Source organism: Arhodomonas aquaeolei DSM 8974 (assembly GCF_000374645.1).
Taxonomy (GTDB): Bacteria; Pseudomonadota; Gammaproteobacteria; order Nitrococcales; family Nitrococcaceae; genus Arhodomonas; species Arhodomonas aquaeolei.
The window spans coordinates 203,056-228,364 of record NZ_KB894803.1; the positions used below are offsets into that span (position 1 = coordinate 203,056).

21 protein-coding genes are annotated in these 25,309 nt (G+C 69.0%); 6 read left to right on the top strand and 15 right to left on the bottom strand.

Features of this window, described 5'->3' with window-relative positions; all coding sequences use genetic code 11:
• Positions 1-223 precede the first annotated feature (223 nt).
• Complete coding sequence (locus C516_RS0106710; RefSeq protein WP_018717595.1) at positions 224-817, top strand: DNA-J related domain-containing protein; 594 nt, start codon at positions 224-226, stop codon at positions 815-817.
• Positions 818-823: 6 nt separating this feature from the next.
• On the opposite strand, the gene C516_RS0106715 is transcribed toward C516_RS0106710, so the two are convergent.
• The 4 genes from C516_RS0106715 to C516_RS0106730 all read right to left on the bottom strand — a co-directional run bounded on the left by C516_RS0106715 (position 824) and on the right by C516_RS0106730 (position 3,986).
• Positions 824-1,438: a TIGR02444 family protein gene (locus C516_RS0106715; protein WP_018717596.1), complete on the bottom strand. Its 615-nt coding sequence runs from the start codon at positions 1,436-1,438 to the stop codon at positions 824-826.
• A 7-nt stretch (positions 1,439-1,445) separates the two neighbouring features.
• Positions 1,446-1,856, bottom strand: a complete 411-nt coding sequence (locus tag C516_RS0106720; protein WP_018717597.1) for a hypothetical protein — start codon at positions 1,854-1,856, stop codon at positions 1,446-1,448.
• A 149-nt stretch (positions 1,857-2,005) separates the two neighbouring features.
• On the bottom strand, positions 2,006-2,863 hold the full coding sequence (fghA, locus tag C516_RS0106725; protein WP_018717598.1) for an S-formylglutathione hydrolase: 858 nt from the start codon (positions 2,861-2,863) through the stop codon (positions 2,006-2,008).
• 13 nt (positions 2,864-2,876) lie between these two features.
• Positions 2,877-3,986, bottom strand: coding sequence for an S-(hydroxymethyl)glutathione dehydrogenase/class III alcohol dehydrogenase (locus C516_RS0106730; protein WP_018717599.1), 1,110 nt, complete (start codon positions 3,984-3,986; stop codon positions 2,877-2,879).
• 118 nt (positions 3,987-4,104) lie between these two features.
• On the opposite strand from C516_RS0106730, the gene C516_RS18855 reads away from it, so the two are divergent.
• Positions 4,105-5,037, top strand: coding sequence for a LysR family transcriptional regulator (locus tag C516_RS18855; RefSeq protein ID WP_040409293.1), 933 nt, complete (start codon positions 4,105-4,107; stop codon positions 5,035-5,037).
• Here C516_RS18855 and C516_RS0106740 read toward each other — a convergent pair.
• A complete protein-coding gene (locus C516_RS0106740; protein WP_018717601.1) occupies positions 5,015-6,964 on the bottom strand; it encodes a sigma-54-dependent Fis family transcriptional regulator in 1,950 nt (649 codons plus the stop codon). The two genes, C516_RS18855 and C516_RS0106740, sit on opposite strands and share 23 nt — an antisense overlap.
• A gap of 396 nt (positions 6,965-7,360) precedes the next feature.
• Here C516_RS0106740 and C516_RS0106745 point away from each other — a divergent pair, with 396 nt between their 5' ends.
• Positions 7,361-9,166, top strand: coding sequence for an NAD(P)/FAD-dependent oxidoreductase (locus C516_RS0106745; RefSeq protein ID WP_018717602.1), 1,806 nt, complete (start codon positions 7,361-7,363; stop codon positions 9,164-9,166).
• Between the two features lie 409 nt (positions 9,167-9,575).
• Here the strand turns inward: C516_RS0106745 and C516_RS0106750 are convergent, their stop codons facing one another.
• Genes C516_RS0106750 through C516_RS0106760 form a run of 3 tightly spaced genes read right to left on the bottom strand, consistent with a single transcriptional unit; the run spans position 9,576 to position 12,499 of the window.
• Positions 9,576-11,057 (bottom strand): NAD(P)(+) transhydrogenase (Re/Si-specific) subunit beta, encoded by a 1,482-nt coding sequence (locus C516_RS0106750; protein ID WP_018717603.1) that lies wholly within the window; start codon positions 11,055-11,057, stop codon positions 9,576-9,578.
• Positions 11,058-11,075: 18 nt separating this feature from the next.
• On the bottom strand, positions 11,076-11,366 hold the full coding sequence (locus tag C516_RS0106755; protein WP_018717604.1) for an NAD(P) transhydrogenase subunit alpha part 2: 291 nt from the start codon (positions 11,364-11,366) through the stop codon (positions 11,076-11,078).
• Positions 11,366-12,499, bottom strand: a complete 1,134-nt coding sequence (locus tag C516_RS0106760; RefSeq protein WP_018717605.1) for a Re/Si-specific NAD(P)(+) transhydrogenase subunit alpha — start codon at positions 12,497-12,499, stop codon at positions 11,366-11,368. The genes C516_RS0106755 and C516_RS0106760 overlap by 1 nt, the downstream gene beginning before the upstream one ends.
• A 463-nt stretch (positions 12,500-12,962) precedes the next feature.
• On the opposite strand from C516_RS0106760, the gene C516_RS0106765 reads away from it, so the two are divergent.
• From C516_RS0106765 to C516_RS0106775, 3 genes are all read left to right on the top strand, one after another.
• Positions 12,963-13,568 (top strand): HNH endonuclease, encoded by a 606-nt coding sequence (locus tag C516_RS0106765; RefSeq protein WP_018717606.1) that lies wholly within the window; start codon positions 12,963-12,965, stop codon positions 13,566-13,568.
• A gap of 73 nt (positions 13,569-13,641) precedes the next feature.
• Positions 13,642-14,538, top strand: a complete 897-nt coding sequence (locus tag C516_RS18860; RefSeq protein WP_156831152.1) for a 5'-3' exonuclease — start codon at positions 13,642-13,644, stop codon at positions 14,536-14,538.
• Entirely contained in the window at positions 14,535-15,410 is an 876-nt protein-coding gene (locus C516_RS0106775) for a fructosamine kinase family protein (protein ID WP_018717608.1), read from the top strand. Before C516_RS18860 ends, C516_RS0106775 begins: the two co-directional genes overlap by 4 nt.
• Positions 15,411-15,462: 52 nt before the next feature.
• Here C516_RS0106775 and C516_RS0106780 read toward each other — a convergent pair whose 3' ends face one another.
• The 7 genes from C516_RS0106780 to ubiD all read right to left on the bottom strand — a co-directional run bounded on the left by C516_RS0106780 (position 15,463) and on the right by ubiD (position 25,240).
• On the bottom strand, positions 15,463-16,326 hold the full coding sequence (locus C516_RS0106780) for a tetratricopeptide repeat protein (protein ID WP_018717609.1): 864 nt from the start codon (positions 16,324-16,326) through the stop codon (positions 15,463-15,465).
• A 30-nt stretch (positions 16,327-16,356) separates the two neighbouring features.
• Positions 16,357-17,220, bottom strand: coding sequence for a tetratricopeptide repeat protein (locus C516_RS0106785; protein WP_040409294.1), 864 nt, complete (start codon positions 17,218-17,220; stop codon positions 16,357-16,359).
• 2 nt (positions 17,221-17,222) lie between these two features.
• On the bottom strand, positions 17,223-20,612 hold the full coding sequence (locus C516_RS0106790; protein WP_018717611.1) for a T6SS effector BTH_I2691 family protein: 3,390 nt from the start codon (positions 20,610-20,612) through the stop codon (positions 17,223-17,225).
• 307 nt (positions 20,613-20,919) lie between these two features.
• The gene (locus tag C516_RS0106795) at positions 20,920-21,711 is read right to left on the bottom strand and encodes an MlaA family lipoprotein (RefSeq protein WP_018717612.1); all 792 of its coding nucleotides are present in this window, start codon (positions 21,709-21,711) and stop codon (positions 20,920-20,922) included.
• A gap of 3 nt (positions 21,712-21,714) precedes the next feature.
• Positions 21,715-22,530, bottom strand: a complete 816-nt coding sequence (locus C516_RS0106800; protein WP_018717613.1) for an alpha/beta fold hydrolase — start codon at positions 22,528-22,530, stop codon at positions 21,715-21,717.
• A gap of 75 nt (positions 22,531-22,605) precedes the next feature.
• The gene (locus tag C516_RS0106805; RefSeq protein WP_018717614.1) at positions 22,606-23,637 is read right to left on the bottom strand and encodes a CDP-6-deoxy-delta-3,4-glucoseen reductase; all 1,032 of its coding nucleotides are present in this window, start codon (positions 23,635-23,637) and stop codon (positions 22,606-22,608) included.
• A 136-nt stretch (positions 23,638-23,773) separates the two neighbouring features.
• Complete coding sequence (ubiD, locus tag C516_RS0106810) at positions 23,774-25,240, bottom strand: 4-hydroxy-3-polyprenylbenzoate decarboxylase (RefSeq protein ID WP_018717615.1); 1,467 nt, start codon at positions 25,238-25,240, stop codon at positions 23,774-23,776.
• Positions 25,241-25,309: the final 69 nt, after the last annotated feature.

Below are 25,309 nucleotides of genomic sequence, written 5' to 3' on the forward strand. Positions count from 1 at the left end.
GGGCGGTTGCGGCGGCGGGTTTTCCCCACATGCTGTGGATAACTGTGTGGAAGAATTCTGGGAATATCCCCTAAGTGCCTGTCGGGCAAGCGGGTTAGCGAATATGCCGAAAATTTAACCGCTATAAAATTGCTTTTTAAAACAGAAGGTTATTATATTGCCCCCCAGCTATCGACGATACCGGCCCGACCTGCAGTCTGGTTGCCGGCAGGGGACGAACACGGTGGATAACTGCGAGACGGCGCCGCCCGCCGGTGCCTGGGATCACCACCTCGGGCGGATCGAGGCGATGCTGCGCGAGGCGCCGGAGGGGCTCGCGGAGTTCGAGCTGATCCGCGGGCTACAGGCCAGGGATGATGTCCCGGAGATCGCGCCGGGCTGCCTGGCGCGACCGCTGGCGATGTATCGGACCCACTTCCTGCTCTTCCACACCCTCTACCGCCTGGGCGAGCGTCTGGCCGTGCACGGCGAGGACGTGCAGGTGGACTGCCTGTGCATCCGCATCCTGCCGCGGACGACGGCGTCAGCGCTGGGGGCGCCGGACGGCGTGCGCGCGTTCTACACGGACATGGGCAACCTCGACGGGATCACCGAGGCGGAGGTGGAACGGCTGCTCGGCTCGTTCTGGCAGCGTCTGGCGCGGGACGACGGCCGCGCGGACGCACTGGCGGAGCTGGGGCTGTCGGACCCGGTGGACGACGCGGCGATCCGCGCCGCCTACCGGCGGCTGGCGATGCGCCACCACCCGGACCGCGGCGGCGACGGCGGGCGGCTGCGCGAGATCAACCGCGCGATGCGCACGCTCGGGCTGCAGTGATCCGACTCAGGCCCCGCCGCTGCCCTCGCAGCCGCCGCCGACCTGCCACACCGCCGCCGCCTCGCGCTTGATCGCCTCGCCGTCGACGTCCGGGAACGCCGCGCCGAGGATCCGCGCGAGCGCGTCCAGGGCCTGGGGCTCCGGGCGGGGACAGCTCTTGCGCGTGTACAGAGCCGCGTTGGCCGTGGCATCGCGCCAGCGCTCCGCCTCCGCGGAGACCGGGCACTGCCCGCGGGGGAAGTCCTCGAGCAGGAGCTGCTGCTCGATGCGTTCCGCCTCCAGCTCCTGGCGCAGCACCTCGTGGCGCAGGGCCTCGGTACGCGTCTCCAGCCCCGGGGGCGGCTGCTGGCGCAGGCGGCGGCGCAGTGCGCGCATGGGCTCGATGACCTCGCGGTGCCACTCCGTCGCGCGGCGCACGGTGGTCTCCAGCTGGGTCGCGCCCATACGGCCGTAGCCGTGGGCGCCGGTCCAGATCGCCCCGAGCAGGGTGGAGATGCTCAGCCCGTAGCGCGCCTGCACGGCGAGGCAGGTGTCCTTGATGCCCTGCATGCCGTAGACGCGCACGGCGAAGTCCCAGAGCGCGGCCGCCTCGTCGGCGACGGACGCCGGCTGATCGTTCATGCCCGCCTCAGCGCAGCTGGAAGCCGCCGCCCTGGCCGCCTCCGCCGCCGGGCATGCCGCCACCGCCCTGGCCGCCCATCTGGTCGGGGGTGACGATGCGGGAGGCGGACTCGCGCTGCATCTCCTTGAGCTCATCCATGGTCTGCTCAAGGGCCTGCTGCGCGGCCTCCGGGAAGGCCTCCATGGCGCCGTCGAGGCTGTCCGCATCCAGCTCGAAGGACAGCGGCAGCGCGCCCGCGGGGGTCATCACCTGGGTCTGGCCGAGGTAGAGCACGTCGCGGTCGGGGTCGTCGCTGCCGTCGCTGCGCACGGGGGTGAGGCGCTGGATGGTGCCGATGCGCCGATCGGTGAAGACCTCCTCACGGAAGAGCCCGTTCGGGTCCATCTTCATCTCGGAGAGACCGGATTCGTCTGCCATTTCGATTCCTCTACGGGTTGTGCGTTCCAACGGACGCTAGCCTACCAGAGGCGGTGTTGGTGGTGCGTCCCTCCCGGGTATGAGGGCGATCGTGTCGGGGTCAAGGTGGCCGCCGCCCGCGGCGGGTGCCGCGGGCGGGGTCGAACGCCTCAGCCGGGGCAGCCGAGGGCGTCGGCGTGGTGGCGGAGATGGTCGTCGATGAAGCTGGCGATAAAGAAGTAGCTGTGGTCGTACCCCGGGCGGCGGCGCAGGGTCAGGGGGTGCCCGGCCGCCGCGCAGGCGCTCTCCAGGGCCTCGGGATGGAGCTGTTCGGCGAGGAAGCCGTCGGCCTCGCCCTGGTCTACCAGCAGCGGCAGGCGCTCGGAGGCGGTGGCGACGAGGTGGCTGGCGTCGTAGGCCGCCCATTCCGTCTCGTCGTCGCCGAGATAGCGGGAGAACGCCTTGTGCCCCCATGGCACGGCGACGGGATTGCAGATCGGTGCGAACGCGGAGACCGAGCGGTAGCGGCCCGGGTTGCGCAGGGCGCAGACCAGCGCCCCGTGCCCGCCCATGGAGTGGCCGCTGATCGCGCGTCGGTCGGTGACCGGCAGCTCGGCCTCCACCAGCGCCGGCAGCTCCTCGACGACGTAGTCGTACATCCGGTAGTGGGCGTCCCACGGTGCGCGGGTCGCGTTGACGTAGAAACCCGCACCGGAGCCGAAGTCGTACTCGTCGTGTTCGCCGGGCAGATCGGTACCCCGCGGGCTGGTGTCGGGGCAGATGATGGCCATGCCCAGCTCGGCGGCGAGGCGCTGGGCGCCCGCCTTCTGCATGAAGTTCTCGTCGGTGCAGGTCAGCCCCGAGAGCCAGTAGAGCACCGGCACCGGCTGGCGCTCGGCCTGCGGCGGCAGGTAGACGCCGAAGATCATCTGGCAGTCGAGGCTGCGTGCGTGGTGGCGGTAGCGCAGCACGCGGCCGTCGAAGCAGCGGTTCTCGGCGACGGTTTCCAGTGTCGGCTGTTCCGGCATCATCCCCTCCGCTTCAGAAGTACACCACCGAGCGGATGCTCTCGCCGGCGTGCATCAGCTCGAAGGCGCGGTTGATCTCCTCCAGCCCCATGGTGTGGGTGACGAACTCGTCGATGTTGATATCGCCGTCCATGTACCGGGTGACGTAGCCCGGCAGCTCGGTGCGGCCCTTCACGCCGCCGAACGCGGACCCGCGCCAGACCCGCCCGGTGACGAGCTGGAACGGCCGGGTGGAGATCTCCTCGCCGGCACCGGCGACGCCGATGATCGTCGACTCGCCCCAGCCCTTGTGGCAGCACTCCAGCGCGGCACGCATGGTGTTCACGTTGCCGATGCACTCGAACGAGTAGTCGACGCCGCCGTCGGTCATCTCCGTGAGGACCTGCTGGATCGGCGCGTCGTAGTCCTTCGGGTTGACGAAGTCCGTGGCGCCGAGCTGGCCGGCGAACTCGAACTTGCCGGGCTCGATGTCCACGGCGATGATGCGCTCCGCCTTCGCCAGCACCGCCCCCTGGATCACGCTCAGGCCGACGGCGCCGAGGCCGAACACCGCCACCGTCGAGCCGGGCTCCACCCTGGCGGTGTTGTGCACCGCGCCGATGCCGGTGGTGATGCCGCAGCCGAGCAGGCAGACCTTGTCCAGCGGGGCGTCGGTGCTGACCTTTACCAGCGCGATCTCCGGCAGCACGGTGTACTCGGAGAACGTCGACGTGCCCATGTAGTGGTGGATCTTCTCGCCCTTGTAGGAGAAACGGCTGGTGCCGTCGGGCATCACCCCCTGGCCCTGGGTGGCGCGGATGGCGGAGCACAGGTTGGTCTTGCCGGAGCGGCAGAACTTGCACTCGCCGCACTCCGGCGTATAGAGCGGGATGACGTGGTCGCCGGGGGCCAGGCTGGTGACGCCCGGGCCGACCTCCTCGACCACCGCACCGCCCTCGTGACCGAGGATGACCGGGAAGTTCCCCTCCGGGTCGGCGCCGGAGAGGGTGAACGCGTCGGTGTGGCACACACCGGTGGCGACGTTGCGCACGAGCACCTCGCCCTCGCGCGGCGGGGCGACATCGACCTCGACGATCTCCAGCGGATCTCCTGCCTTGAAGGCGACGGCGGCACGGGACTTCATGGTTATCCTCCTGCGCGGGGCGCGGGTGAGCGGTTCTGAATGTATCGCCGCAGTTTAGGAAGCCCCGAATACACGATAAAGTGCAAAAGTATCATTAGTCTTTTGCAGAATTGCATCAATGAGTCGATGGGATGATGTCGAGGCCTTCGTGGCCGTGGTCGAGGAGGGCGGTTTCTCCGCCGGTGCCCGGGCGCTGGGGACCTCGCCCTCGTTCGCCAGCCGGGCGATCCAGCGCCTGGAGCGGCGCCTCGCCGTACAGCTGCTCCACCGCACCACCCGCCAGCTGCGCCTGACCGACAGCGGCCGGCGCTACTTCGAGGAATGCCGCTCGCTGGTGACCGCGCTGGACGCGGCGGAGCGCTCGGTGCAGGCCATGGAGGCCGCCCCCCGGGGGCTGATCCGAATGAGCTGCGCCACCTACTTCGGTGAGCACTACCTCGCCCCGGCGGTGAACGACTTCATGCTCCAGTACCCGGAGATCAGCGTGGAGCTGGAGCTGACCAACCGCGTGGTCGACCTGGTGCAGGAGGGCTTCGACCTCGCCGTGCGCCTCGGCAGCCTCAAGGATTCCAGCCTCGTGGCCCGCCGCCTCGCCCCGCGGCGGCTGCACGTGTGTGCCTCGCCGGGGTATCTCGCGCGCCACGGCCACCCCGCGTCGCCGGAGGCGCTGGCCCGCCATCAGTGCCTGGTGGGCTCCACCGATTACTGGACCTTCTCCATCAACGGCCGCCGGGAGGATCGCCGTGTCCGTGGCCGGCTGCGCTGCAACAACGGCCTGGCGCTGCTGGATGCCGCCCTCAAGGGCCTGGGGATCGCCCAGCTCCCCGCCCACTATGTGGCCGGCCCGCTGGCCCGCGGCGAGCTGGTGGAGGTCCTGCCGGACTACCGGTTCACCGACGCCGGCGTGTACGCGGTGTATCCGTGGAGCCGCTACCCGGCGCCCAAGGTCCGGGCGATGGTCGATTTCCTGCTGGCGCATTTCCAGACCCCGGCATCGGCAGAGCGTGCCGGATCCGATGCAAGTGCCGCTAGCGCAGATGCGGGGCGATGATGCCGAAGCGCTGCATCCGGCGGTAGACCGTGGGCCGGGAGACGCCGAGCTGGCGGGCGACGGCGCTGACGTTCCAGCGCGAGTGGCGCAGGGCCTCGTGCAGGGCCTGGCCGTCCGGTGGCAGCGCCGCCGCCTCCGGGGGCGGTGCCTCGCGGTTGCCGGCCCCGGTGCGGCACTCCTCGGGCAGGTCGGTGACGGCGATCTCCGTGCCCTCGCCGGTGGCCAGCGCGTAGGCCAGGGCGTTGCGGAGCTGGCGTATATTCCCCGGCCAGGGGTAGGCGAGCAGGGCGCTGATGGTGTCCGCGCGCAGTCGCACGTGGCTGTCCCGTTCGCGGCTGAGCGCGGCGAACAGCCGCTCGATGATGTACTGCCGGTCGGCGCGTTCGCGTAGCGGCGGCAGCCGCAGCGTGGCACCGTTGAGGCGGTAGTAGAGGTCCTCGCGGAAGCCGCCCTCGGTGACCATTTCGTTGATGTCCCGGTGGGTGGCGGCGATCACCCGCAGGTCCACGCCCACCGGCCGGTCCGCCCCCAGCGGGGTGACCTCGCGCTCGGCGAGCACCCGCAGCAGCCGGGTCTGAAGGTGCAGCGGCATGTCCCCGATCTCGTCGAGAAACAGGGTGCCGCCGTCGGCCTGCTGGAGTAATCCCTGCATGCCCCGGCTGCGTCCCCCGGTGAACGCGCCGGCTCGGTAGCCGAACAGCTCGCTCTCGATCAGCGCTTCCGGTATGGCGGCACAGTTGACGGCAACGAACGCGCCACGGGCGCGGTGACTGGAGTCGTGGATGGCCCGGGCGAGGCGCTCCTTGCCGGTGCCGGTCTCCCCGGTGATCACGATGTTCACCGTTTCGTTGCGCAGCCGCCGGGCGATGGACAGGGTCTTGCGCATGGACGGATCGTCCGCGGCGAGGGCGTCGAGGGCCGGTACCGCTTCCCCGTCGGCCGGGGGGATGCCGGTCCCGCTGCCGGACCGGCGCCGGGGTTCCAGCACCGTGCCGAAGAGGATCTCGCCGTCGCCGCGGGTGCGGAAGGCACGGACCTGGTCATCGGAGGCGAGCGGGATGCTCCAGATGTCGGTGAGCTCGCAGTCGAGCAGGTGGTGGATGGGCGGGTGGGGCCGGCTGCCGTCCGCCCTCGTTGCCGGCCACGGGTGGCGTGCGATCAGGGCGCGGCCGGCGGTGTTGGCGGCGATCACGGTGCCGTCCCCGTCCAGCGCGAACATCCGCTCGCCGTTGACGTGCACGAACTCGCGCGAGCTGCCGCAGCGGAAGATGTGATGGTCGCGGTAGCGGCGCAGGAAGTAGGCGTCCTCGATCATGCGCGCGTGAAGCAGGACCAGCTGCAGCGCGAAGCTCTGGCTGGCGGCGTCGCCCGGGGAGTCCAGCGCCGATATGTCGAGCACCGCCATGACGTCGCCGGCGGGATCGGTGATCGGAGCTGCAGTACAGGTGAGCCCGATGTGTGTGGCGTCGAAGTGATCGTCGCGGTGGCAGGTGAGGGAAACCCCCTCCTCGATGCAGGTGCCCACGCCGCAGGTGCCGGCGTGATGCTCGCGCCAGTCCGCACCGAGATAGAGCCCGGCGCGGCGCAGCCGGCGGTCGTCGGCACGCTCGCCGAGGAACTGCACGGTGATGCCGCGGCGGTCGGTGAGCAGGAGGACGTAGCCGAGCTGCGCGACCTGCCGGTAGAGCTGCTCGACCCCGGCGCGGGCGACGTTGAGCAGCTCGTCGGCGCGATCCTGGTGCTCACGCAGGGTCTCGCTGGTAACGATACGTGCCGCCCGGGGGCGGCTCGGGTCGAGACCGTGCTCGAGCACGCAGCGTTTCCAGGAGCGCTCGATCAGCGAGGCCTTGCCCGGGATCGGTAGATCACTTCCCGCGCAACGGATGATCGCATCGATGTGCGAGCGCTGCTCGCCCCTGAGCGCCATCGTCTCTCCTCCACGGGCGGGCGGTGGTGCTGCCGGCCGTCCCTCGCCGTACGATGCCGGTCCGCCTCTGTTGTCCGCGCCGTCTCGTGCGGGCGTAGATTCTCCAGCTTACCCCCGCCCCATGTGCTGTCAACCCGACATGTTTTTATTAAAAACAGCACGTTACATGTGTAAAGCATACCCGGCCATGGCGTTACACCTGTAACGCCATGGCCGGGTATGCAGTCCCTTCAAGACTGCCCCGCGGCACTCTGGGGAATCCAGGAAAAGACGTTCAATCAGTGGCTTGTGTCATCCGCCGGCCGCGGCGGCGGGGCTGGCACGAACACTGCTCCGTCACCCCCGGTGGGCCATCGCGCCCGCTGCACGATAAACCAGCACCATGGAGGAGAGACCATGAACGCAGTCGTGGATGACGCGACCACCCGGGTGAACGCGTGGCTCCGGGACTTCGGCGCCGCTCTGGAGCGTCACGACGTCGAGGCCGCCGTGTCGATGTTCGCCGACGAGTGCTACTGGCGGGACCTCGTCACGTTCACCTGGAACATCAAGACCGTGGAGGGCCGGGATGCCGTACGGGACATGCTGGCCGCCACACTCGAGCATACCCGCCCGTCGCAGTGGCGGCTGGATGGGGAGGCCGGCGAGGCCGACGGTGTCAGTGAAGGGTGGCTGACGTTCTCGACGGCGACGGCGCACGGTGAGGGCCATATCCGGCTGGACCGCGACGGCCGCTGCTGGACGCTGCTTACGGCTATGACGGCGCTGAGGGATTTTCCGGAGCCCGCCGGAAAGCGGCGGCCGATGGGGGCCGAGCACGGCATCGTGCGCAACCGCCAGACCTGGCTGGAGGCCCGGGAGGAGGAGCAGCGGCGCCTGGGCTACGAGGAGCAGCCTTACTGCGTGATCGTCGGCGGCGGCCAGGGCGGGATCGGCCTGGGGGCGCGCCTGCGGCGCATGGGCGTGCCGACCATCATCGTCGAGCGTAATGCCCGCCCCGGGGACTCCTGGCGCAAGCGCTACCGCTCGCTGTGCCTGCACGACCCGGTCTGGTACGACCACCTGCCGTACCTGCCCTTTCCCGATCACTGGCCGGTGTTCTCGCCCAAGGACAAGATCGGCGACTGGCTGGAGATGTACACCCGCGTCATGGAGCTGAACTACTGGCACTCCACCGAGTGCCGCAGCGCGGCCTACGACGAGGACGCCGGGGAATGGGTCGTCCACGTCGAGCGCGAGGGCCGGCCGGTGACGCTGCGCCCCCGCCAGCTGGTGCTCGCCACCGGCATGTCCGGCATGCCCAACGTGCCCGATTTCCCGGGAGCGGCGGATTTCCGGGGCGAGCAGTGCCACTCCAGCCGGTTCACCAGTGGCGAGGCGTACGCGGACCGGCAGTGCGTCGTTGTGGGCGCGAACAACTCCGCCCACGACATCAGCGCGGATCTCTGGGAGAACGGTGCCCGCGTCACCATGGTCCAGCGCTCCTCCACCCACGTGGTCAAGTCCGAGTCGCTGATGACCCACGCCCTGGGGCCGCTGTACTCCCAGGAAGCGGTGGATGCGGGCATCACCACCCACCGGGCGGATATGACCTTCGCCTCCATTCCCTTCCGGATCATGCCGGACTTCCACATCCCGGTGTACGAGCGCATCGCCGAGGAGGACGCGGCGTTCTACCGGCGCCTCGAGGAGGCCGGTTTCACTCTCGACTTCGGCGAGGACGGCTCGGGGCTGTTCATGAAGTACCTCCGCCGGGCCTCGGGCTACTACATCGACGTCGGTGCCTCGGAGCTCATCGCCCAGGGGGAGATCGGGATACGCAGCGGCGTGACCATCGAGCGCATCAACGAGCGCTCGGTGACGCTGACCGACGGCAGCGAGCTGCCGGCGGACCTGATCGTCTACGCCACCGGCTACGGCTCCATGAACGGCTGGGCCGCCGAGATCATCTCCCAGGAGGTCGCCGACCGGGTCGGCAAGTGCTGGGGCATGGGCTCGGACACCAAGCGCGACCCCGGCCCGTGGGAAGGCGAGCTGCGCAACATGTGGAAGCCCACGCAGCAGCCGGCGCTGTGGTTCCACGGCGGCAACCTGCACCAGTCGCGCCACTACTCCCACTACCTGGCGCTGCAGCTCAAGGCGCGGATGGAGGGCATCGACACCCCGGTGTACGGCATGCCCGAGGTCCACCACCTGAGCTGAGCCGCGGGCGTAAACAGATCGCCACGAAGCAGGGCAGTCGCCCCACGACGGAGACGGCCCCGCGTAGGTCGTGCACGGCCTCTGGCCGTGTGCGATGTTTCGCTGCAACGCCCGGGACGTCGCGCACCTCACGGTGCACGACCTACGTGTCTATTAGTCCCGGCCGTCGCGAACACAAGGTCGGTTACTCGTGGCAACGGACGGCGGTGGTGGTGTTGCCGGACACCTCTGCGGTCGTGCCTGGTGTCGGTGTGATCGCGGCCATGAACGGGCCTGTGGTCGAGGAGGGCACGACGGCCCCGGCTCCCTGGTCATCGCCTGTGGCCACTTCCCGGCAAGGCGCGCTCAACCAAAAAAAGGCCGCCCCGGGGGGCGGCCTTTTCGTGTTGCCGGAGTGTCTTGCCGGCGGTTAGAACTGCTTGACCACCTGAACCAGCTCGCCGGCGACCTTCTGGCCGTCGCCGAAGAGCATGCGGGTGTTGTCCGCGAAGAACAGGTGGTTCTCCACCCCGGAGAAGCCCGTGCCGCGTCCGCGCTTGATCACGATGACGTTCTCGGCGTCGGACACGTTGAGGATGGGCATGCCGTAGATGGGGCTGGACTCGTCGGTCTTCGCCGCCGGATTGACCACGTCGTTGGCGCCGATAACCAGGGCCACGTCGGTGGTCGCGAACTCGGCGTTGATGTCCTCCATGTCATAGATCATGTCATAGGGGACACCCGCCTCGGCGAGCAGGACGTTCATGTGCCCGGGCATGCGGCCCGCCACCGGGTGGATGGCGAACTTCACGGTCACGCCCTTGTCCTGCAGCAGCTCGACCATCTCCCAGATCTTGTGCTGCGCCTGGGCGACGGCCATGCCGTAGCCGGGGACGATGATCACCTGGCTGGCGTAGGCCATCATGATGCCGGCGTCCTCGGCCTGAACTTCCTTCATCTCGCCCTCGGGGCCCTCGGACTCGGCGGACTCGGTGGTGCCGAAGCCGCTGAACAGCACGTTGGTCAGCGGGCGGTTCATCGCCTTGGCCATGAGCTGGGTGAGCAGCGAGCCCGCCGCGCCGACCACGGTACCGGCGATGATCATCGCCGGGTTGCCGAGCACGTAGCCCTCGAAGCCGACGGCGAGGCCGGTGAGTGCGTTGAACAGCGAGATCACCACCGGCATGTCGGCGCCGCCGATCGGCACGGCCATGAACACGCCGAAGAGCAGGCCGAGGGCGAAGAAGATCACCAGCACTGCGAGGCTGTCGCTGTAGAAGCTCCAGATGCCGAAGATGATCGCCGCGGCGAAGACCACGATGTTCACCAGCTGCTGTGCCGGGATGAGGCGGTTGCGCTTGAGCCGGCCGTCGAGCTTGGCCCAGGCCACCAGCGAGCCGGTGAACGCCACCGTGCCGATGAGCGCGCCGACCAGGCCGAGGATGGCGACGTCGGCGCCCAGGGCGTGGCCCACGGTGGAGTTGCCGCCGATCAGCACCTGCGCCTGCTCGATGGTCAGGTCCTTGGCCGCGGCGAACTCGCGCACCCGCACCATCGCCTCGGCGCCGACGCTGTCCACCGCCTTGATCAGCTCCACGGCGGCGATGGCCGCGGCCGCGCCGCCGCCCATGCCGTTGTAGAGCGCGACCATCTGCGGCATGTCGGTCATGGCGACCTTGCGTGCCGAATACCAGGCGAGAACGCCGGCTACGCCGATGGCGATGACGATGAGCGTGTAGTTGGTCGCGCCGTGGAGATCCGGCTTGAAGAAAGTGGCCACGGTGGCGATGACCATGCCCACGCCCGCCCAGACGATGCCTTTGCGGGCCGTCTTCGGCGAGCTCATTCCCTTGAGGCCGAGGATGAAGAGCACGGCCGCCAGGAAGTAGGAAAGCTGTACCACGTTATTCATTATCGACAGGCCCCCTGCTTACTGCTCGTCCTTGCTCTTGAACATCTCGAGCATACGTTCGGTCACCACGTAGCCGCCGACCGCGTTGCCGGCGGCCAGCAGCACGGCGAAGAAGCCGATGAGCTGCTCAACGCCGGTCTCGGCGTGGCCGAGCGCGACCATCGCGCCGACGACGACGATGCCGTGGACGAAGTTCGACCCCGACATCAGCGGGGTATGCAGGATCACCGGCACGCGTGCGATCACCTCGTAGCCGGTGAACGCGGCGAGCATGAAGATGTACAGGGCGACAAAACCTTCGATGACCATTACTTGTTCCCTCCTTCCAGGCGCTCGCGCGTGGGCTCGTGCCGGACCTCGCCGTCGTGGGTGAGGCAGCTGTCGGCGATGACCTGGTCGTCCCAGTCGAGCGTGAGCTCGCCTTCCTTGACCAGCAGCGTCAGCAGATTGTAGAGGTTGCGCGAGTACATCTCGCTGGCGTGGGTGGCCGCGGAGCTGGCGATGTTGCGCGGGCCGACGATGATCACACCGTTGTGGTCGACGTCATCGCCGGCCTTGGTGAGCTCGCAGTTACCCCCGGTTTCCGCGGCCATGTCCACGATCACGGCGCCGCGCTTCATGCGCTCCACCGTGGCCTTGTCGATGATCTTGGGTGCTGGCCTGCCGGGGATGGCGGCGGTGGTGATCACCGCGTCCGCCGCGGCGACATGGTCCGCGAGGACCTCCTGCTGCTGACGGCGTTCGTCGTCGGTGAGTTCGCGGGCGTAGCCGCCCTCACCCTCGGCCTTCACGCCGGTGTCGATGAACTTGCCGCCGAGGGACTCCACCTGCTCCTTGGTCGCCGAGCGCACGTCATAGGCCTCGACGATCGCACCCAGGCGCTTGGCCGTCGCGATCGCCTGCAGGCCGGCCACGCCAGCGCCGATGACCAGCGCCTTGGCCGGGCGGATGGTGCCCGCGGCGGTGGTGAGCATCGGGAACAGCCGCGGGCTGCGCGAGGCGGCTAACAGGGCGCACTTGTAGCCGGCCAGACTCGCCTGCGAGGACAGGGCGTCGATGGACTGTGCGCGGGTGATGCGCGGCACCAGCTCCATGGAGAAGCTCGTGACACGGCGCTTGAGCAGGTTCTTGATCCGGCTGTCGCCCTCGTGGGGGGCCATGAAGCCGAGCAGGCAGCTGCCTTCGCGGAGCTTGCCTGCATCCTCCACCGTCGGCGGCTGGACCCGCAGGACCACGTCGGCGGCGGCGTAGAGCTCGTCGGCGCTGTCGACGACGGTCACGCCCTCGTAGTCCGCGTCGTTGAAGCCGCTGGACTCGCCGGCGCCCGCCTGCAGCAGGACCTCCACGCCGAGCTTGTCGAGCTGCTTGACGACGCTGGGTACCAGTGCCACCCGGCGTTCGCCGGGCGCCGTTTCCCTGGGCACGGCAACTTTGATCGTCATTAAACTGTCTCCCGTATTGTCGTGCTGTTGTATCCGGTGCCGTTCCCCGTCGTGGCGGGTCGGGGGTTCCCCCCGCCGGGGCCGGCCGGATCGGTCCGGACGCGCTGGTGGTGCCGCGCCGGCGCAGCATGCCCGCGGGCGTGCCTCGGCAGCGCTGGGGCAGGCCCACGCGTACCAGTGTAGTGCCCGGCCCGCCGCACCATGGCCGCCGGCGGGCGGCGTAGCGCGGGCGGGACCACACGGGTCGACCGATCGACCAGTATATGGGGGTTCGGTGCTAGGGTCTAACCTATGGAAAGTATATTTTAGATAGCTTGCCTCTATCCTAATGCCATGATCCCGCCCTCTGCGGGCGCCGGAGCCGCTGTCAGGCGCGTGTAACGGTTGCGCGGCAGAGTGTGGGTATGGAATAAAGGATTCATCCAAGACCCGTCGCAGGGCGGCGGGAAGGCGGGGTGTATCGATGAGGGGCCTTGAGCACCACATACTCCGCACCGATGTCTCCGGCATGCCGCTGGAGTGGATCACCTACCAGGACGCGGTGCGGCTCTATTATCTCGAGCAGGTGGCTTTCGCCTGCGGCCAGCGGCTCTATCGCATACGGGGCGGATACAACGCGGTGACGGGCAGGCGCAGCGTTATCGACGTCAACTCGATCATCGCCACCGAAGGCACCGCCCAGGCGGCACTCAAGGGCCGCGCCGGTTACATTCCCCCCCTCAACAACGCCACCCTCTTCCGTCGCGACGACCACATCTGCCTCTACTGCGGCGAGCGCCTGCGCGTGAGTCTCCTCTCCCGGGATCACGTCAAACCGGTGAGCCGCGGTGGCCTGGACGTGTGGAACAACGTGGTCACCGCCTGCAAGCGCTGCAACAACCACAAGGGGCATCACGCCCCGGAAGAGGTGGGCATGCAGTTGCTCGCGGTGCCGTTCACGCCGACCCACGCCGAGTACGTCTACCTCCAGGGCCGGCGCATCCTCGCCGACCAGATGGCGTTCCTGCGCGCGCATTTCCCGCGGCGCAGTCCGCTGCGCGAGCGCCGGGGCATGCTGCCGCACGCGTGAGCCGCGCCGGCTGGCCAAGGCGCGGGCGCTTGCCTACACTGCCTGCGGTACCCGACAGCCCCATGGGAGAGCCGTGTACCGGCCGTTGTACCTGATCGACGCCAGCCTCTACATCTTCCGTGCGTGGTTCGCCGTGCCCGAGGCGGTCCGCGACGATAGCGGCGCCTGCGCCAATGCCGTCCACGGCTTCGGGAGCTTCCTCTGCGATCTCATCGAGTACGAGGGGCCGAGCCACGTGGTCTGCGCCTTCGACGAGAGCCTGACCACCTCGTTCCGCAACGAACTCTATCCCGACTACAAGGCCAACCGCCCGCCGCCACCGCCGGAGCTCGAGCGCCAGTTCGGCGTCTGCCGCGAGCTCGCCGAGGCGCTCGGCGTGGCCACCCTGGCGAGTCCGCGCTACGAGGCGGACGACCTCGTCGGCAGCGCGGCGCGGCACTGGCGCGAGGCGGGCTACCACATGGTGTTCGTCACCGCGGACAAGGACTATGCCCAGCTCCTGGAGCCGGGCGACTGGTGGTGGGACGCCGCGCGCGACCGCTGGCTGGATCCGGCCGGGGTCGAGGAGACGCTGGGTGTGCCGCCCGGGCGGGTCGCGGACCTGCTCGCGCTCGCCGGCGATGCCGTGGACAACATCCCCGGGGTGCCCGGCATCGGCACCAAGACCGCCGCCGCGCTGCTGGCCCGTGCCGGCAGCCTCGACGACCTGTATGCGGACCTGGACCAGGTCGCCGAGAGCGGCGTGCGCGGGGCGCGACGGGTGCGGGGGCTGCTGGAGACCCACCGCGAGCAGGCGTTCCTCTCGCGCCGGCTCACGCGCATCCGCTGCGACCTGCCCATCGCCCATGCTCACGAGCAGGCGGGCTGGAGTGGGGCGGACCCGTCGGCGCTGGACGCCATGGCGCTGCCGGTGCAGTTGCGCAATCGAACCCGGCGCCTGCCGGTGGCCGATGCGATGGTGGCGCCGTGACCGCCGTCCCGGGCGAGGTTCTCGACGCGATCGAGGCCGCCACCGGAGAGCGCCCGGCCGGCGCCGGGATGCCCGTGGCAGGTGGCGACATCAATCACGCCGTGCGTCTCGGTGAATGCTTCGTCAAGCTCAACGATCCCGGGTACGCGGCGATGTTCGAAGCCGAGGCGGAGGGGCTCGCCGAGCTGGCGGCCGCCCGCGGCGGGCCGCGCGTGCCGGCGGTCGTCGCCCGGGGCGTGGCCGGGGGCCGGGCCTATCTCGTGCTGGAGTGGATCGATTTCGGCCAGCCCCGGCGGAACGGCTGGCACCGCATGGGCGAGGCCGTGGCCGCCATGCACGCCACCACCGCCGAACGCTTCGGCTGGCACCGGGACAACACCATCGGTACCACCTCCCAGCCCAATGCCTGGATGACCGACTGGGTCGCCTTCTTTGCCGAGCGGCGGCTCGGCCACCAGCTCGCCCTGGCGGCCGAGCAGGGCGCCCCCACGGGCCTGATCCGCGACGGCGAGCGCCTGCGCGACGGCCTTGGCGGGCTGTTCAGCGGCTACCAACCCGTGCCGTCACTACTCCACGGCGACCTCTGGGGCGGCAACGCCGCCTTCGACGGAGATGGGGCCCCCGTCATCTACGACCCCGCCGTGCACTACGGCGACCGCGAGTGCGACCTGGCGATGACCGAGCTGTTCGGCGGATTCCCCGCCGATTTTCACGCTGCCTACGACGCCGTTTGGCCGCGGGACGCCGGCTATCCGGTCCGGCGCACCCTCTATCAGCTCTACCACCTGCTCAACCACTTCAATCTCTTCGGCGGCGGCTTTGCCCGCAGCGCCCATGATGCGGTGCGGCGTCTGCTATCGGAGATCGGTTGATGCTGCATTGCGCGGTCGCGGGTGCGACGGCGCCGTCAATGACCGGCCGGAGTCAGCGATAACTGCCGTCGGGCTGGCGTTTCAGTCCGTAGTAGCTGGGGCGTACGCTGTTGTGCTCCTCCTGCCAGCGGCGGGAGCGGGCGATGGCCTCCTGGACCTGCTCGTCGGTCATCTTCTCGGCTAGCGCCTCTTTCTTCTCGATGTCGCCGGTACCGCCGAGGTCGTACATCATGTACGCCTTGACCAGGTCCTTTTCGGTGCCGATGCCCTGGGCGTAGTAGTCACCCAGCCATCCCTGTGCGGTTAGGTCGTCCATTTCCGCTGCCTTTTTCATTAACTGGAACGCCTTTTTCTCGTCCTTGGCAACGATATGGCCGTGTTCATACTTGCCCGCCAGCTCCGACATGCCATCGGAGGCACCGCTCTGGGCATACTTCCTGAGCCAGTACAGGTATTTCTCGTCATCCGGCTCAATGTTGTTCCTCTCATCGCCGTCCCTGAACGCATAAAACAGTTCTTTCTGCGCTTTGGGAAAGCCCTGCTCGCCGGCCTCGGCGGTGAGCTCGAGCCATTTCTCCGGGCTCTTCTCCACGGTGTAGCCGGCGGCGTACATGCCCCCCAGGGCATAGAGACCTTCGGCGAGATCCTGGGCGGCGGCCTTCTTGATCCACTTGGCGGCCTTGGGGAAATCGATGGGCACGTCCTGGCGATCGAGTCCGATCGTATATGCCACCCCGACGAGGATCTGTGCTCTGGCATCACCGTTGCGGGCGGCCTCGAGGTTGGCCGGGAAGTCCTGGCGGTAGAGGGCGTGCATGAACCCCCCGGGCTCGGGGAAGGCGACCTCGGCCCGGGCGTTCAGGGCTATGGCGAGTACCAGGGCCACGAGGCCAAGTACGCGTGTGGGGATCGTCATCTTTAGCTCCTCGTGAGGCGCTGGCCCGCCTCAGCGATAGCTGCCGTCGGGCTGGTGCTTCAGCCCGTAATAGCTGGGGCGTACGCTGTTGTGCTCTTCCTGCCAGCGTCGGGAGCGGGCGATGGCCTCCTGGACCTGCTCGTCGGTCATGTTCTCGGCCAGCGCCTCTTTCTTCTCGATGTCGCCGGTACCGCCGAGGTCGTACATCATGTACGCCTTGACCAGGTCCTTTTCGGTGCCGATGCCTTTCGCGTAGTAATCGCCCAAGTATCCCTGTGCGATCAAATCGTCCTTCTCCGCGGCCTTTTGAACTAATTGGAAGGCCCGTTTTTCATCCTTGGCGACCAGTTTGCCCTGCAGGTAGACGCCCGCCAGTTCCCGCATGGCGATCGTCGCACCGCTCTGGGCATACTTCCTGAGCCAGTACAGGTATTTCTCGTCATCCGGCTCAATGTTGTTCCTTTCATCACCGTCCCTGAAAGTGAGCCAGAGTTCACTCTGCGCCTTGGGAAAGCCCTGCTCGCCGGCCTCGGCGGTGAGCTCGAGCCATTTCTCCGGGCTCTTCTCCACGGTGTAGCCGGCGGCGTACATGCCGGCCAGCCAGTAGAGGCCCTCGGCGAGATCCTGGGCGGCGGCCTTCTTGATCCACTTGGCCGCCTTCCGGCCATCGACGGGGACGTCCTGTCGTTTTACGCCAATGGCGTACGCGGCCCCGACCAGGGCCTGTGCTCTGGCATCACCATTGCGGGCGGCCTCGAGGTTGGCCGGGAAGTCCTGGTCATAGACGGCATCCATGAATCCCCCGGGCTCGGGGAAGGCGACCTCGGCCCGGGCGTTCAGGGCTATGGCGAGTACCAGGGCCAGGAGGCAGAACACGCGTAAGGGGGATGTCATCATTAACTCCTCGTGAGGCGCAGCGGGAACCTGTCGTTGGCCACGGGCCAGGCGCGGCGGAGACTGAAGTACTGCACCTCGGCGACGATGCGCGTGGCCCCGGCACTGACCTCGACCCTGCCGCTGATGCTCGTCTGCCCGTCCCGGGTCTCGATCTCCAGCGGTACCTTCGTCTTCTCGGACAGGGGTTTTCCGTGTGCCAGCGCCTCGAATCGGTCCTGGGCATCATGGTTTTTGTCGTCCGTGTCGCCCTGCTGGTGCTCGAATTTGGCGATCGGATTAGCCTTTTGACCGGGAGAGGATTCTTCGATCCTCACCCGGACCACCCCGTGGAGCGCCTCGGGGACCGTCAGCGTGAAGGTCAGCTCGGGGGTTCGGACCGCCTCCTCGGTCCACGCGATCGTCCCGGCGACACCGCTCTGGTAGGCGTCGGCGAGCATGAGCGTGCCCCCGACGCTCCCCTGCAGGTCGGTGACCGTCATGTCGAAGACGATGCCGCGCAGCACCATCGCCAGCGCCTCCTGCTCCTCCCCGGCACTGTGGAAGGGCTCGTAGCGGTAGTCCTCCTGCTGGACGCCGTAGAGGCTGCGGCGCAGCCAGATGCGGATGTTCAGCGGCACGAGCTGGCGTAGCAGGCTCACGGTCACGAGGGTGATCAGCGTGAACACGGCGGGGACGAGCACCGCCGAGGAGCAGGCCAGCGCGATCAGGCCACCGGCGAGCCCGATGCCACCGAGGAAGGCATGGCCGTAGACCTGGCGGGCCACGGCGCCGCGCCGTGACAGCGCGGCGGCCTCGGCGAACTCACGGAAGCCGTCGATGATGGCGATGACCGTGGTGGCCACGCCAAGGTGCTTCGCCGCCCGGGTCAGGGCCGTCTTCGGGGGCCCGGAGAGCAGCCGCCCCGTGGTGGCGGGGCCGGCGGCGGCGATGCCGCGGCGCGCCTGCTGGAGTTCGGCGGCGCCGTTGACGACGAACTCGGCGGTGCCGGCGACGGCGCCGATGAGCTGCCAGCAGTTCTCGAGGCTGTCGGGCTCGTCGTGGACGGCCCGGGCGGCCTGGAAGAGGCCGGCGACGCTGAACACCGCGTCGAGGAAGCGGAAGGGGTTGTCGGTGCTGCGCAGCCGCTTGCTGATGCGCCGCTGCTGCTCGAAGACGGCGTCGTCGTCGAGGCGCAGCACGGGGGGCGGGCCGCCGTCGGTGAAGCGCCGCTCGTCGTCGAGATAGGGCAGCAGCGCGGCGCGCTCGTCGTGGGGGATGAGCCAGGGGACGCGCACGCGGTTCTCGTCGGTGATGGCGACGCCGGCGACGTTGCCGCCCACGCGCCGGCCGTCCCCGGTGGCCTCGGCATGATGATACGTCTGCGGGTCACCGGCGTCGGCGAGGTCATAGGTGATGGCGTTCACCATGCCGTGATAGGCGCCGACGCTGATGTCGAGCTCGCCGAGGAAGCTGGCCCGGGTGTGGAACGCCGCCTCCGGGTCCAGGCCCAGGGCGGTGATCTGCAGCAGCCGGGCGAAGCGCATCGTCACGGGCATGTCGATCGCCGGCGGCCCGCCGCCACGCACCGGTGCGCTGGCCTGGTGGCCGAGCACGGCGGTGAGTGCGCTCACCGCGATACCGTTGAGCCGCTCGATGCTGCGGCGGAAGGCGGCGAGCTCGGGCAGCGCCCAGCCCTGCGCGTGCACGGCGTGCAGCGCCTTGAGCTGCTGGTACCAGCTCTTGAGCGTCTCGAGCTCGAGGGTGGCATCGCCGGCCTCCTCCAGCGCGGCGCTGTCGGCGACGAAACGCCCGGTGCTGGCGCGGTGGTTGTGGAAGTAGGCGCGCAGCAGCAGCCCGTCGGCCTGCCCGAGGCCGTCGAGGAGCTGCTCCCAGGCCCAGCGGCTGTTGGCGGAGAGTATGCCGCCCTGGAGCACGTCCGCGAGGATCTCGGTGACGCGCAGGCCGCTGTGGACGTCGTCCGGCTCGTAGCGGGCCAGCGCCTCGCCGAGGCCGTGGACCAGCCACTGGGCGTAGTCAGCGTCCAGCCGCGGGGTGTCGGTCTCGATGGCGGCCTGGTAGTCGGCGAGCTCGGCGACGACGTCGCCGGGCCGCTCGTCGTCGTAGTACTCGGAGAACTCCTGGATGGTGTCGTCGAGGGTGCGCTCGAGGGTGTGCAGCTTTCGGTGCCGCTCGGATTTGAGTCGCAGGTACTCCGGGGTCACCTCGCAGCGCGGATAACCGTTCACCCACAGGTCGCGCTTTCTGCGCTGCAGCTCGCGGATGGTGCGCCTTTCCGCCTCGCCGTCGGCCTCGGCGAGTTCCCTGGCGAACTGCCGCTCCGCCGCCCGGCGCTCGGCCTCCAGGCGCTCGTAGACCGCCGACATCCGCGCCTGGTAGGTCTCGTCCACCTCGCTCATGCGGTTATCGGCGGCGGCGTCCAGCGCCGCGACGAGGCGCCGGACCGAGGCCAGCCACAGCGAGCGCCGGGCGTTGTCGCCCTCGGCCTGGAACAGCCGCATGCGCTCCAGCGGCTGCTGGCGGTAGGCGTTGAGCTCCTCGAGGATGCCGACCTCGTCGTGCACGGCGAGCATCACCGCCTGGCCGTGCTTGCCCTGCAGGCCGGCGTCGTGGCGGGCCTGGGTGGTCATCGCCTCGATCAGCGCCTCGGCGTCGTCCACGCCCGCGGCGAGCGGGAAGCGGTGCCAGCGCAGCGCCTCGCGGGCCGGCCCGGTGCAGCACTCCGGCACCTGCTCGCCGATGAGCGAGGGCGCGAAGGCGTGCTCGGCGACGCCGTCGTTCAGCCAGGCCTCGACGTCGAAGCACTGCATGTGGCGCTTGCGCCAGTCCTCGTCGCCGGCCACGCGCTCGAGCTGCGCCAGCGACCACGGGCGCTCGAGGTAGGCGAACCACACACGGCCGGCCTCCAGGGGGTACGGCAGCCCGATGAACGAGGCCGCGGCGTGGCTGCCCGGCCGGTGGCAGGCGAACGGCTCATCATCGATCTGCGCCGGCGGCTCGCCCGGCGGGAACTGCCAGAACTCACCGCCATCGGTGACCTGGTAGGCGAGCCAGCACTCGTGGCCTTCGTCGTAGAGGTAGAGATAGCCCCCGCGCAGGCGGCGCAGGATGTAGCCGCATCGCGGCGGCTGACCCGTGTGCCACTCGCCCTCGTCGTCGAGCACGGTGTCGAGCCCGAGCGGCACCGGATCCCCCTCGGCGTCCCGGGGATAGAGCGCCCCGACACGCGCGTGCGGCAGCACCGGGACCTCCGGGGTCTCGTCGATACGGGTGATCGCGTAGCGTACCGGCAGGATCGGCAGGCCGCGGCGCGTGCACCAGCGGCAGTCGTTGAGGCCGAGACCGGCACAGGTGGCCTGCTTGATCCAGGCGTCGAGCTGCGGGACATCCATTGTCTGCGTCCCTCACGTTCCATGAAGAGGGCGAATCAGCGCTAACGGGCGCGCCTGACGGCAGCAGGCGTGTGATCGCGCCCGCTAGCGGGGACTGCGGTGCAGGCAGGGCCCCACGGCGGGGCGCGGCAGGTATCGCTCATGTCTGGCCACCTTCCCTGGTTGGCTGTCGGGGATCACGCTTGTCCGTGCGCCGGGTGCCGTTGCCGTCTCCTTGCCCCGGACTCCGCTACATGCTGCCCCATTTCCCGTCGCAATCCAAGATGGTATGCGCGGGGGCGGAGCGGCTATGTGCGTTGTCTGCCGTTCACTCTTTGCCGCCGGTCCCGTCCCCGGTGGCCGGCTGATCCAGCTCGTCGAAGAGGTCGCCGTACGGGTCTTCCTTCTCCGGCGGGTTGCCGTCGTAGACCAGGTTGCGGCGGTACTGGAGGTAGCTCGAGCGCGTGAAGGCGTAGGGGTCCAGTGCGGCCTCGTTGCGCAGGCGCACGGTGCCCTCGAGCTGGGCACGGGTGTTGACGAAGTTGAGCGCCGTCAGCCCGCCCAGGGTGACGGTGTTGAGCGCGGTGTAGGTCAGCACGTTGGTGTAGTAGGCCACCGGATAGCGGGTGACGTCGCGGGTGCTCGACGGTCCCAGCGCCGGCACGACGAGGTAGGCGCCGCTGTCGACACCGTAGGTGCCCAGCGTCTGGCCGAAGTCCTCGGTGCGGTCCGGCAGGCCCATGCGGCTCGCCGGATCGAGGAAGCCCGCGAGCCCGAGGGTGGTATTGAACATGAACCGCGCGGTGTCGGCAAAGGCGTAGCCGATCTTGCCCTGGAGCAGGTCATTGAGCAGTACGCCCGGATAGGCGAGGTTGTCGAAGAAATTGTCCACGCCCGTGCGTACCGGCTCGTTGGTGACGGCCGTCCATCCCCGGGCGGCGGGGGCGAGCACGTAGCGGTCCAGCCCCTCGTTGAAGTCGTAGACCTCGCGGTTGGCGCCCTCCAGCGGGTCGTAGGCCTGATCCGGTGTCGTCTGCGGCGTGCTCGCGCAGCCGGCCAGCACCGACACCAGGACGGCAGGGGCGAGGGCCCGGAGTGCATTGTGGGCGGTGGCGGTCACGGCTCACTCCTGCTCACGGATGAATGTCAGTACGCTGCGGTTGAACTCCCGCGCCCGCTCCAGCATGAGCATGTGACCCGTTTCAGGGAAGAGCTGGAGCCGGGCCTCCGGGATGGCCTCGGCGAGATACTCGCCGTTTTCCATGGGCCAGACGATGTCGTCCTCGCCGTGCAGGACGAGCACCGGGATGCCGATGTCGGCGAGCCTGTCACCCTGGCCCGGCTGGCTGTAGACCGCCTCGAGCTGGCGGGTCGGGCCTTTGGGGTCGACGTCGAGCTCGCGCTCGAAGCGCAGCAGCCGCTCCGCGAGGTCGGGCACCCGTTCGCGGTAGGTGGGATGGTAGAACACCTCGGTGAGCCGTTGCACGGCGTTGGCGTGGCCCACGGCCTCGCGGTCGATATGCAGGATCTCCTCCACCGCCCGGGCGGGGCGGGCGAAGGCCGGGTCGTTCACGCCCGGGCCGGTGCAGCCGAGTATCAGGCTGCACAGCCGCTTTGGCGCCATGTGGTAGAGGGCCTGGGCAATGAGTCCGCCCATGGAGACCCCGACCACGTGGGCCTCCGCGATACCGGCGGCGTCCATGGCCGCGAGCACGTCGGCGGCCATGTCGTTGATGGTCCAGCTCTCGGTATGGCTCTGGGTGCGGCCCGTGCCGCGGTTGTCCATTACCAGCACGCGGCATTCCCGGCTCAGCGCCGGGATCTGCATGCCCCAGGCCTCGACGGTGCCCCCCAGCCCCATGATCAGGACGACGGCGGGGCCGCTGTTGCCGTGGGTCTCGAAGTAGAGCCGGGCGTCGCCCGTATCTACGTAAGGCATGTGGGTCTCTGCTGCACTGAACAAACAGCGCTCGAGTATAGACTTTCGCCTGTCCGATTGCATCGGCGTGACCGCTCAGGCCGGATCGTCTTCCGGGTCGACGGCGAAGTCGAACGAGTCGAAGTAGAGATGTCCGGGGTCCAGCCCGTGGATGGCGAATGCCGTCTTCGCGGCCTCGATCATCGGCGGCGGCCCGCTCATGTAGACGTCGTATCCGCTGAGGTCCGGGTAGTCCTCGATCACGGCCTCGTGGACGAAGCCGGTGCGCCCGTTCCACCGGTCGCCGGCCCGGGGCTCGGAGAGTACCGGGGTGTAACGGAAGCTCGCGTGCTCCCGCGCCCAGCGCTCCGGCAGGTCCGCGAGGTAGAGGTCGTGCCGGGCGCGCACGCCCCAGTAGAAGTGGATGGGCCGGTCGATGCCGTGGTGGAAGGCGTGCTCGAGCATGGACTTGATGGGCGCGAAGCCCGTGCCGCCCCCGATCATGAGGATGGGGCGGGGCGAGTCCTCGCGCAGGAAGAATGTCCCGAACGGGCCCTCGAAGCGCAGCAGCGCGCGCTCCTTGAGCTCCTCGAAGATGTAGCCGGTGAAGCGCCCGTCCGGCACCTGGCGGACGTGCAGCTCCAGCAGCTCGTCGTCATGGGGCGGGTTCGCCAGCGAGAAGCTGCGCCGGCGGTTGCCCCGCAGCAGGAAGTCGATGTACTGGCCCGGCAGGAACTGCAGCCGTTCGTTGCCCGGCGTGCGCAGCCACAGCCGGCGCACGTCGTGGGCAAGGGTGTCCATGCGTTCGACCCGGCAGGGGAGCTTGCGTGGCCGGATATCGTCGGCCGAGCGGACCTCGCGCACCTCGATGGCGAGGTCCGTGTCGGCTCGTGCCTGGCAGAACAGGGCCTGGCCGACGGCCTCCTCCGCCTCCGAGAGCGCCGGCGGGCGTCCGTCGGGATAGCTCACCCGGCCCTCGACGACCTTGCCCATGCAGGTGCCGCAGGTGCCGCCGCGGCAGCTGTAGGGCAGGATCAGGCCGTGACGGAGCGCGGCGCTCAGCACCGCCTCGCCCTCCTCCACGGTGAACTCGTGCTGTGTGTTCTCGATCCGGACTCGGTAGCTCATCGTGCCTGCCGCTTTCCGCGTGCCTCTGCGCCATTCTCGCCCAACGTCGCCGTCGGGCCTAGGGCCGGTCGATATCACCCGCTCGGATTGCCCCCGCCCGGATTGCCGATGGCACGGCCCCCGGCGGGGTGGGGTCTCAGTTGATACCCAGTTCGTCCCAGTAGGCGTCGACGCGCTCGCGCACGGCCTCGTCCATGCGGATGGGCGTGCCCCATTCCCGCGTCGTCTCGCCGGGCCACTTGGAGGTGGCGTCGAGGCCCATCTTGGAGCCGAGCCCCGAGACCGGCGAGGCGAAGTCCAGGTAGTCGATGGGTGTGTTCTCCACCAGCGTCGTATCCCTTGCCGGGTCCATGCGGGTGGTCAACGCCCAGATCACGTCCCGCCAGTCGCGAGGGTCGACGTCGTTGTCCACGACCACCACGAACTTGGTGTACATGAACTGGCGCAGGAACGACCAGACCCCGAACATCACCCGCTTGGCGTGACCGGGGTACTGTTTCTTCATGCTCACCACCGCCATGCGGTAGCTGCAGCCCTCCGGCGGCAGGTAGAAGTCCACGATCTCGGGGAACTGCTTCTGCAGAATCGGGACGAATACCTCGTTGAGCGCGACCCCGAGTACGGCGGGTTCGTCCGGGGGGCGGCCGGTGTAAGTGCTGTGGTAGACGGGGTCGCGCCGGTGGGTGATGCGCTCGACGGTGAATACCGGGAAGTGCTCGACCTCGTTGTAGTAGCCGGTATGGTCGCCGAACGGGCCCTCGGGCGCGACATCGTCCGGGTAGATGTGGCCCTCGAGGAGGATCTCCGCGCTCGCCGGCACCTGCAGCTCCGAGCCCAGGCAGCCCACGAGTTCCGTGCGCCGGCCGCGGAGCAGCCCGGCGAAGGCGTACTCGGAGAGGGTGTCGGGGACCGGTGTCACCGCCGCGAGGATGGTCGCCGGGTCCGCGCCGAGGGCTACCGCCACCGGGAAGGGTTCCCCGGGGTGGGCCTGCTGCCAGTCGCGGAAGTCCAGCGCGCCGCCGCGGTGGGCGAGCCAGCGCATGATTACACGGTTGCGCCCGATGACCTGCTGGCGGTAGATCCCGAGATTCTGCCGGCTCTTCTCCGGCCCCCGGGTGGTGACCAGCGCCCAGGTGATCAGCGGGCCGGCGTCGCCGGGCCAGCAGGTCTGCACCGGGATGCGCGAGAGGTCCACGTCGTCGCCCTCGATCACCACCTCCTGGCAGGGCGCGCGGCGGACCTTCTTCGGCGCCATGTCCAGCACCTTTTTGTACACCGGCAGGCTCCGCCAGGCATCGCGCATGCCCTTGGGCGGATCAGGCTCCTTGAGGAAGGCGAGGAGCCGGCCGATCTCGCGCAGCGCCTCGGTGTCGTCCGCGCCCATGCCGAGGGCCACGCGACGGGGCGTTCCGAAGAGGTTGGCGAGCACCGGCATGTCGTGGCCGACCGGGTTCTCGAACAGCAGGGCGGGGCCGCCGCGGCGCAGCGTGCGGTCGCAGACCTCGGTCATCTCCAGCACCGGGTCCACCGGATGGCTGATGCGCTTGAGCTCGCCGGCCGCCTCCAGCTTCTCGATGAACTCCCGAAGGTCGTGATACTGCAACGTCGTCGTCCCCTGCCGTGCGCGAGAGTCACGATACTGCCTGCTCGCGCTATTGCCTGTCACCGTTGC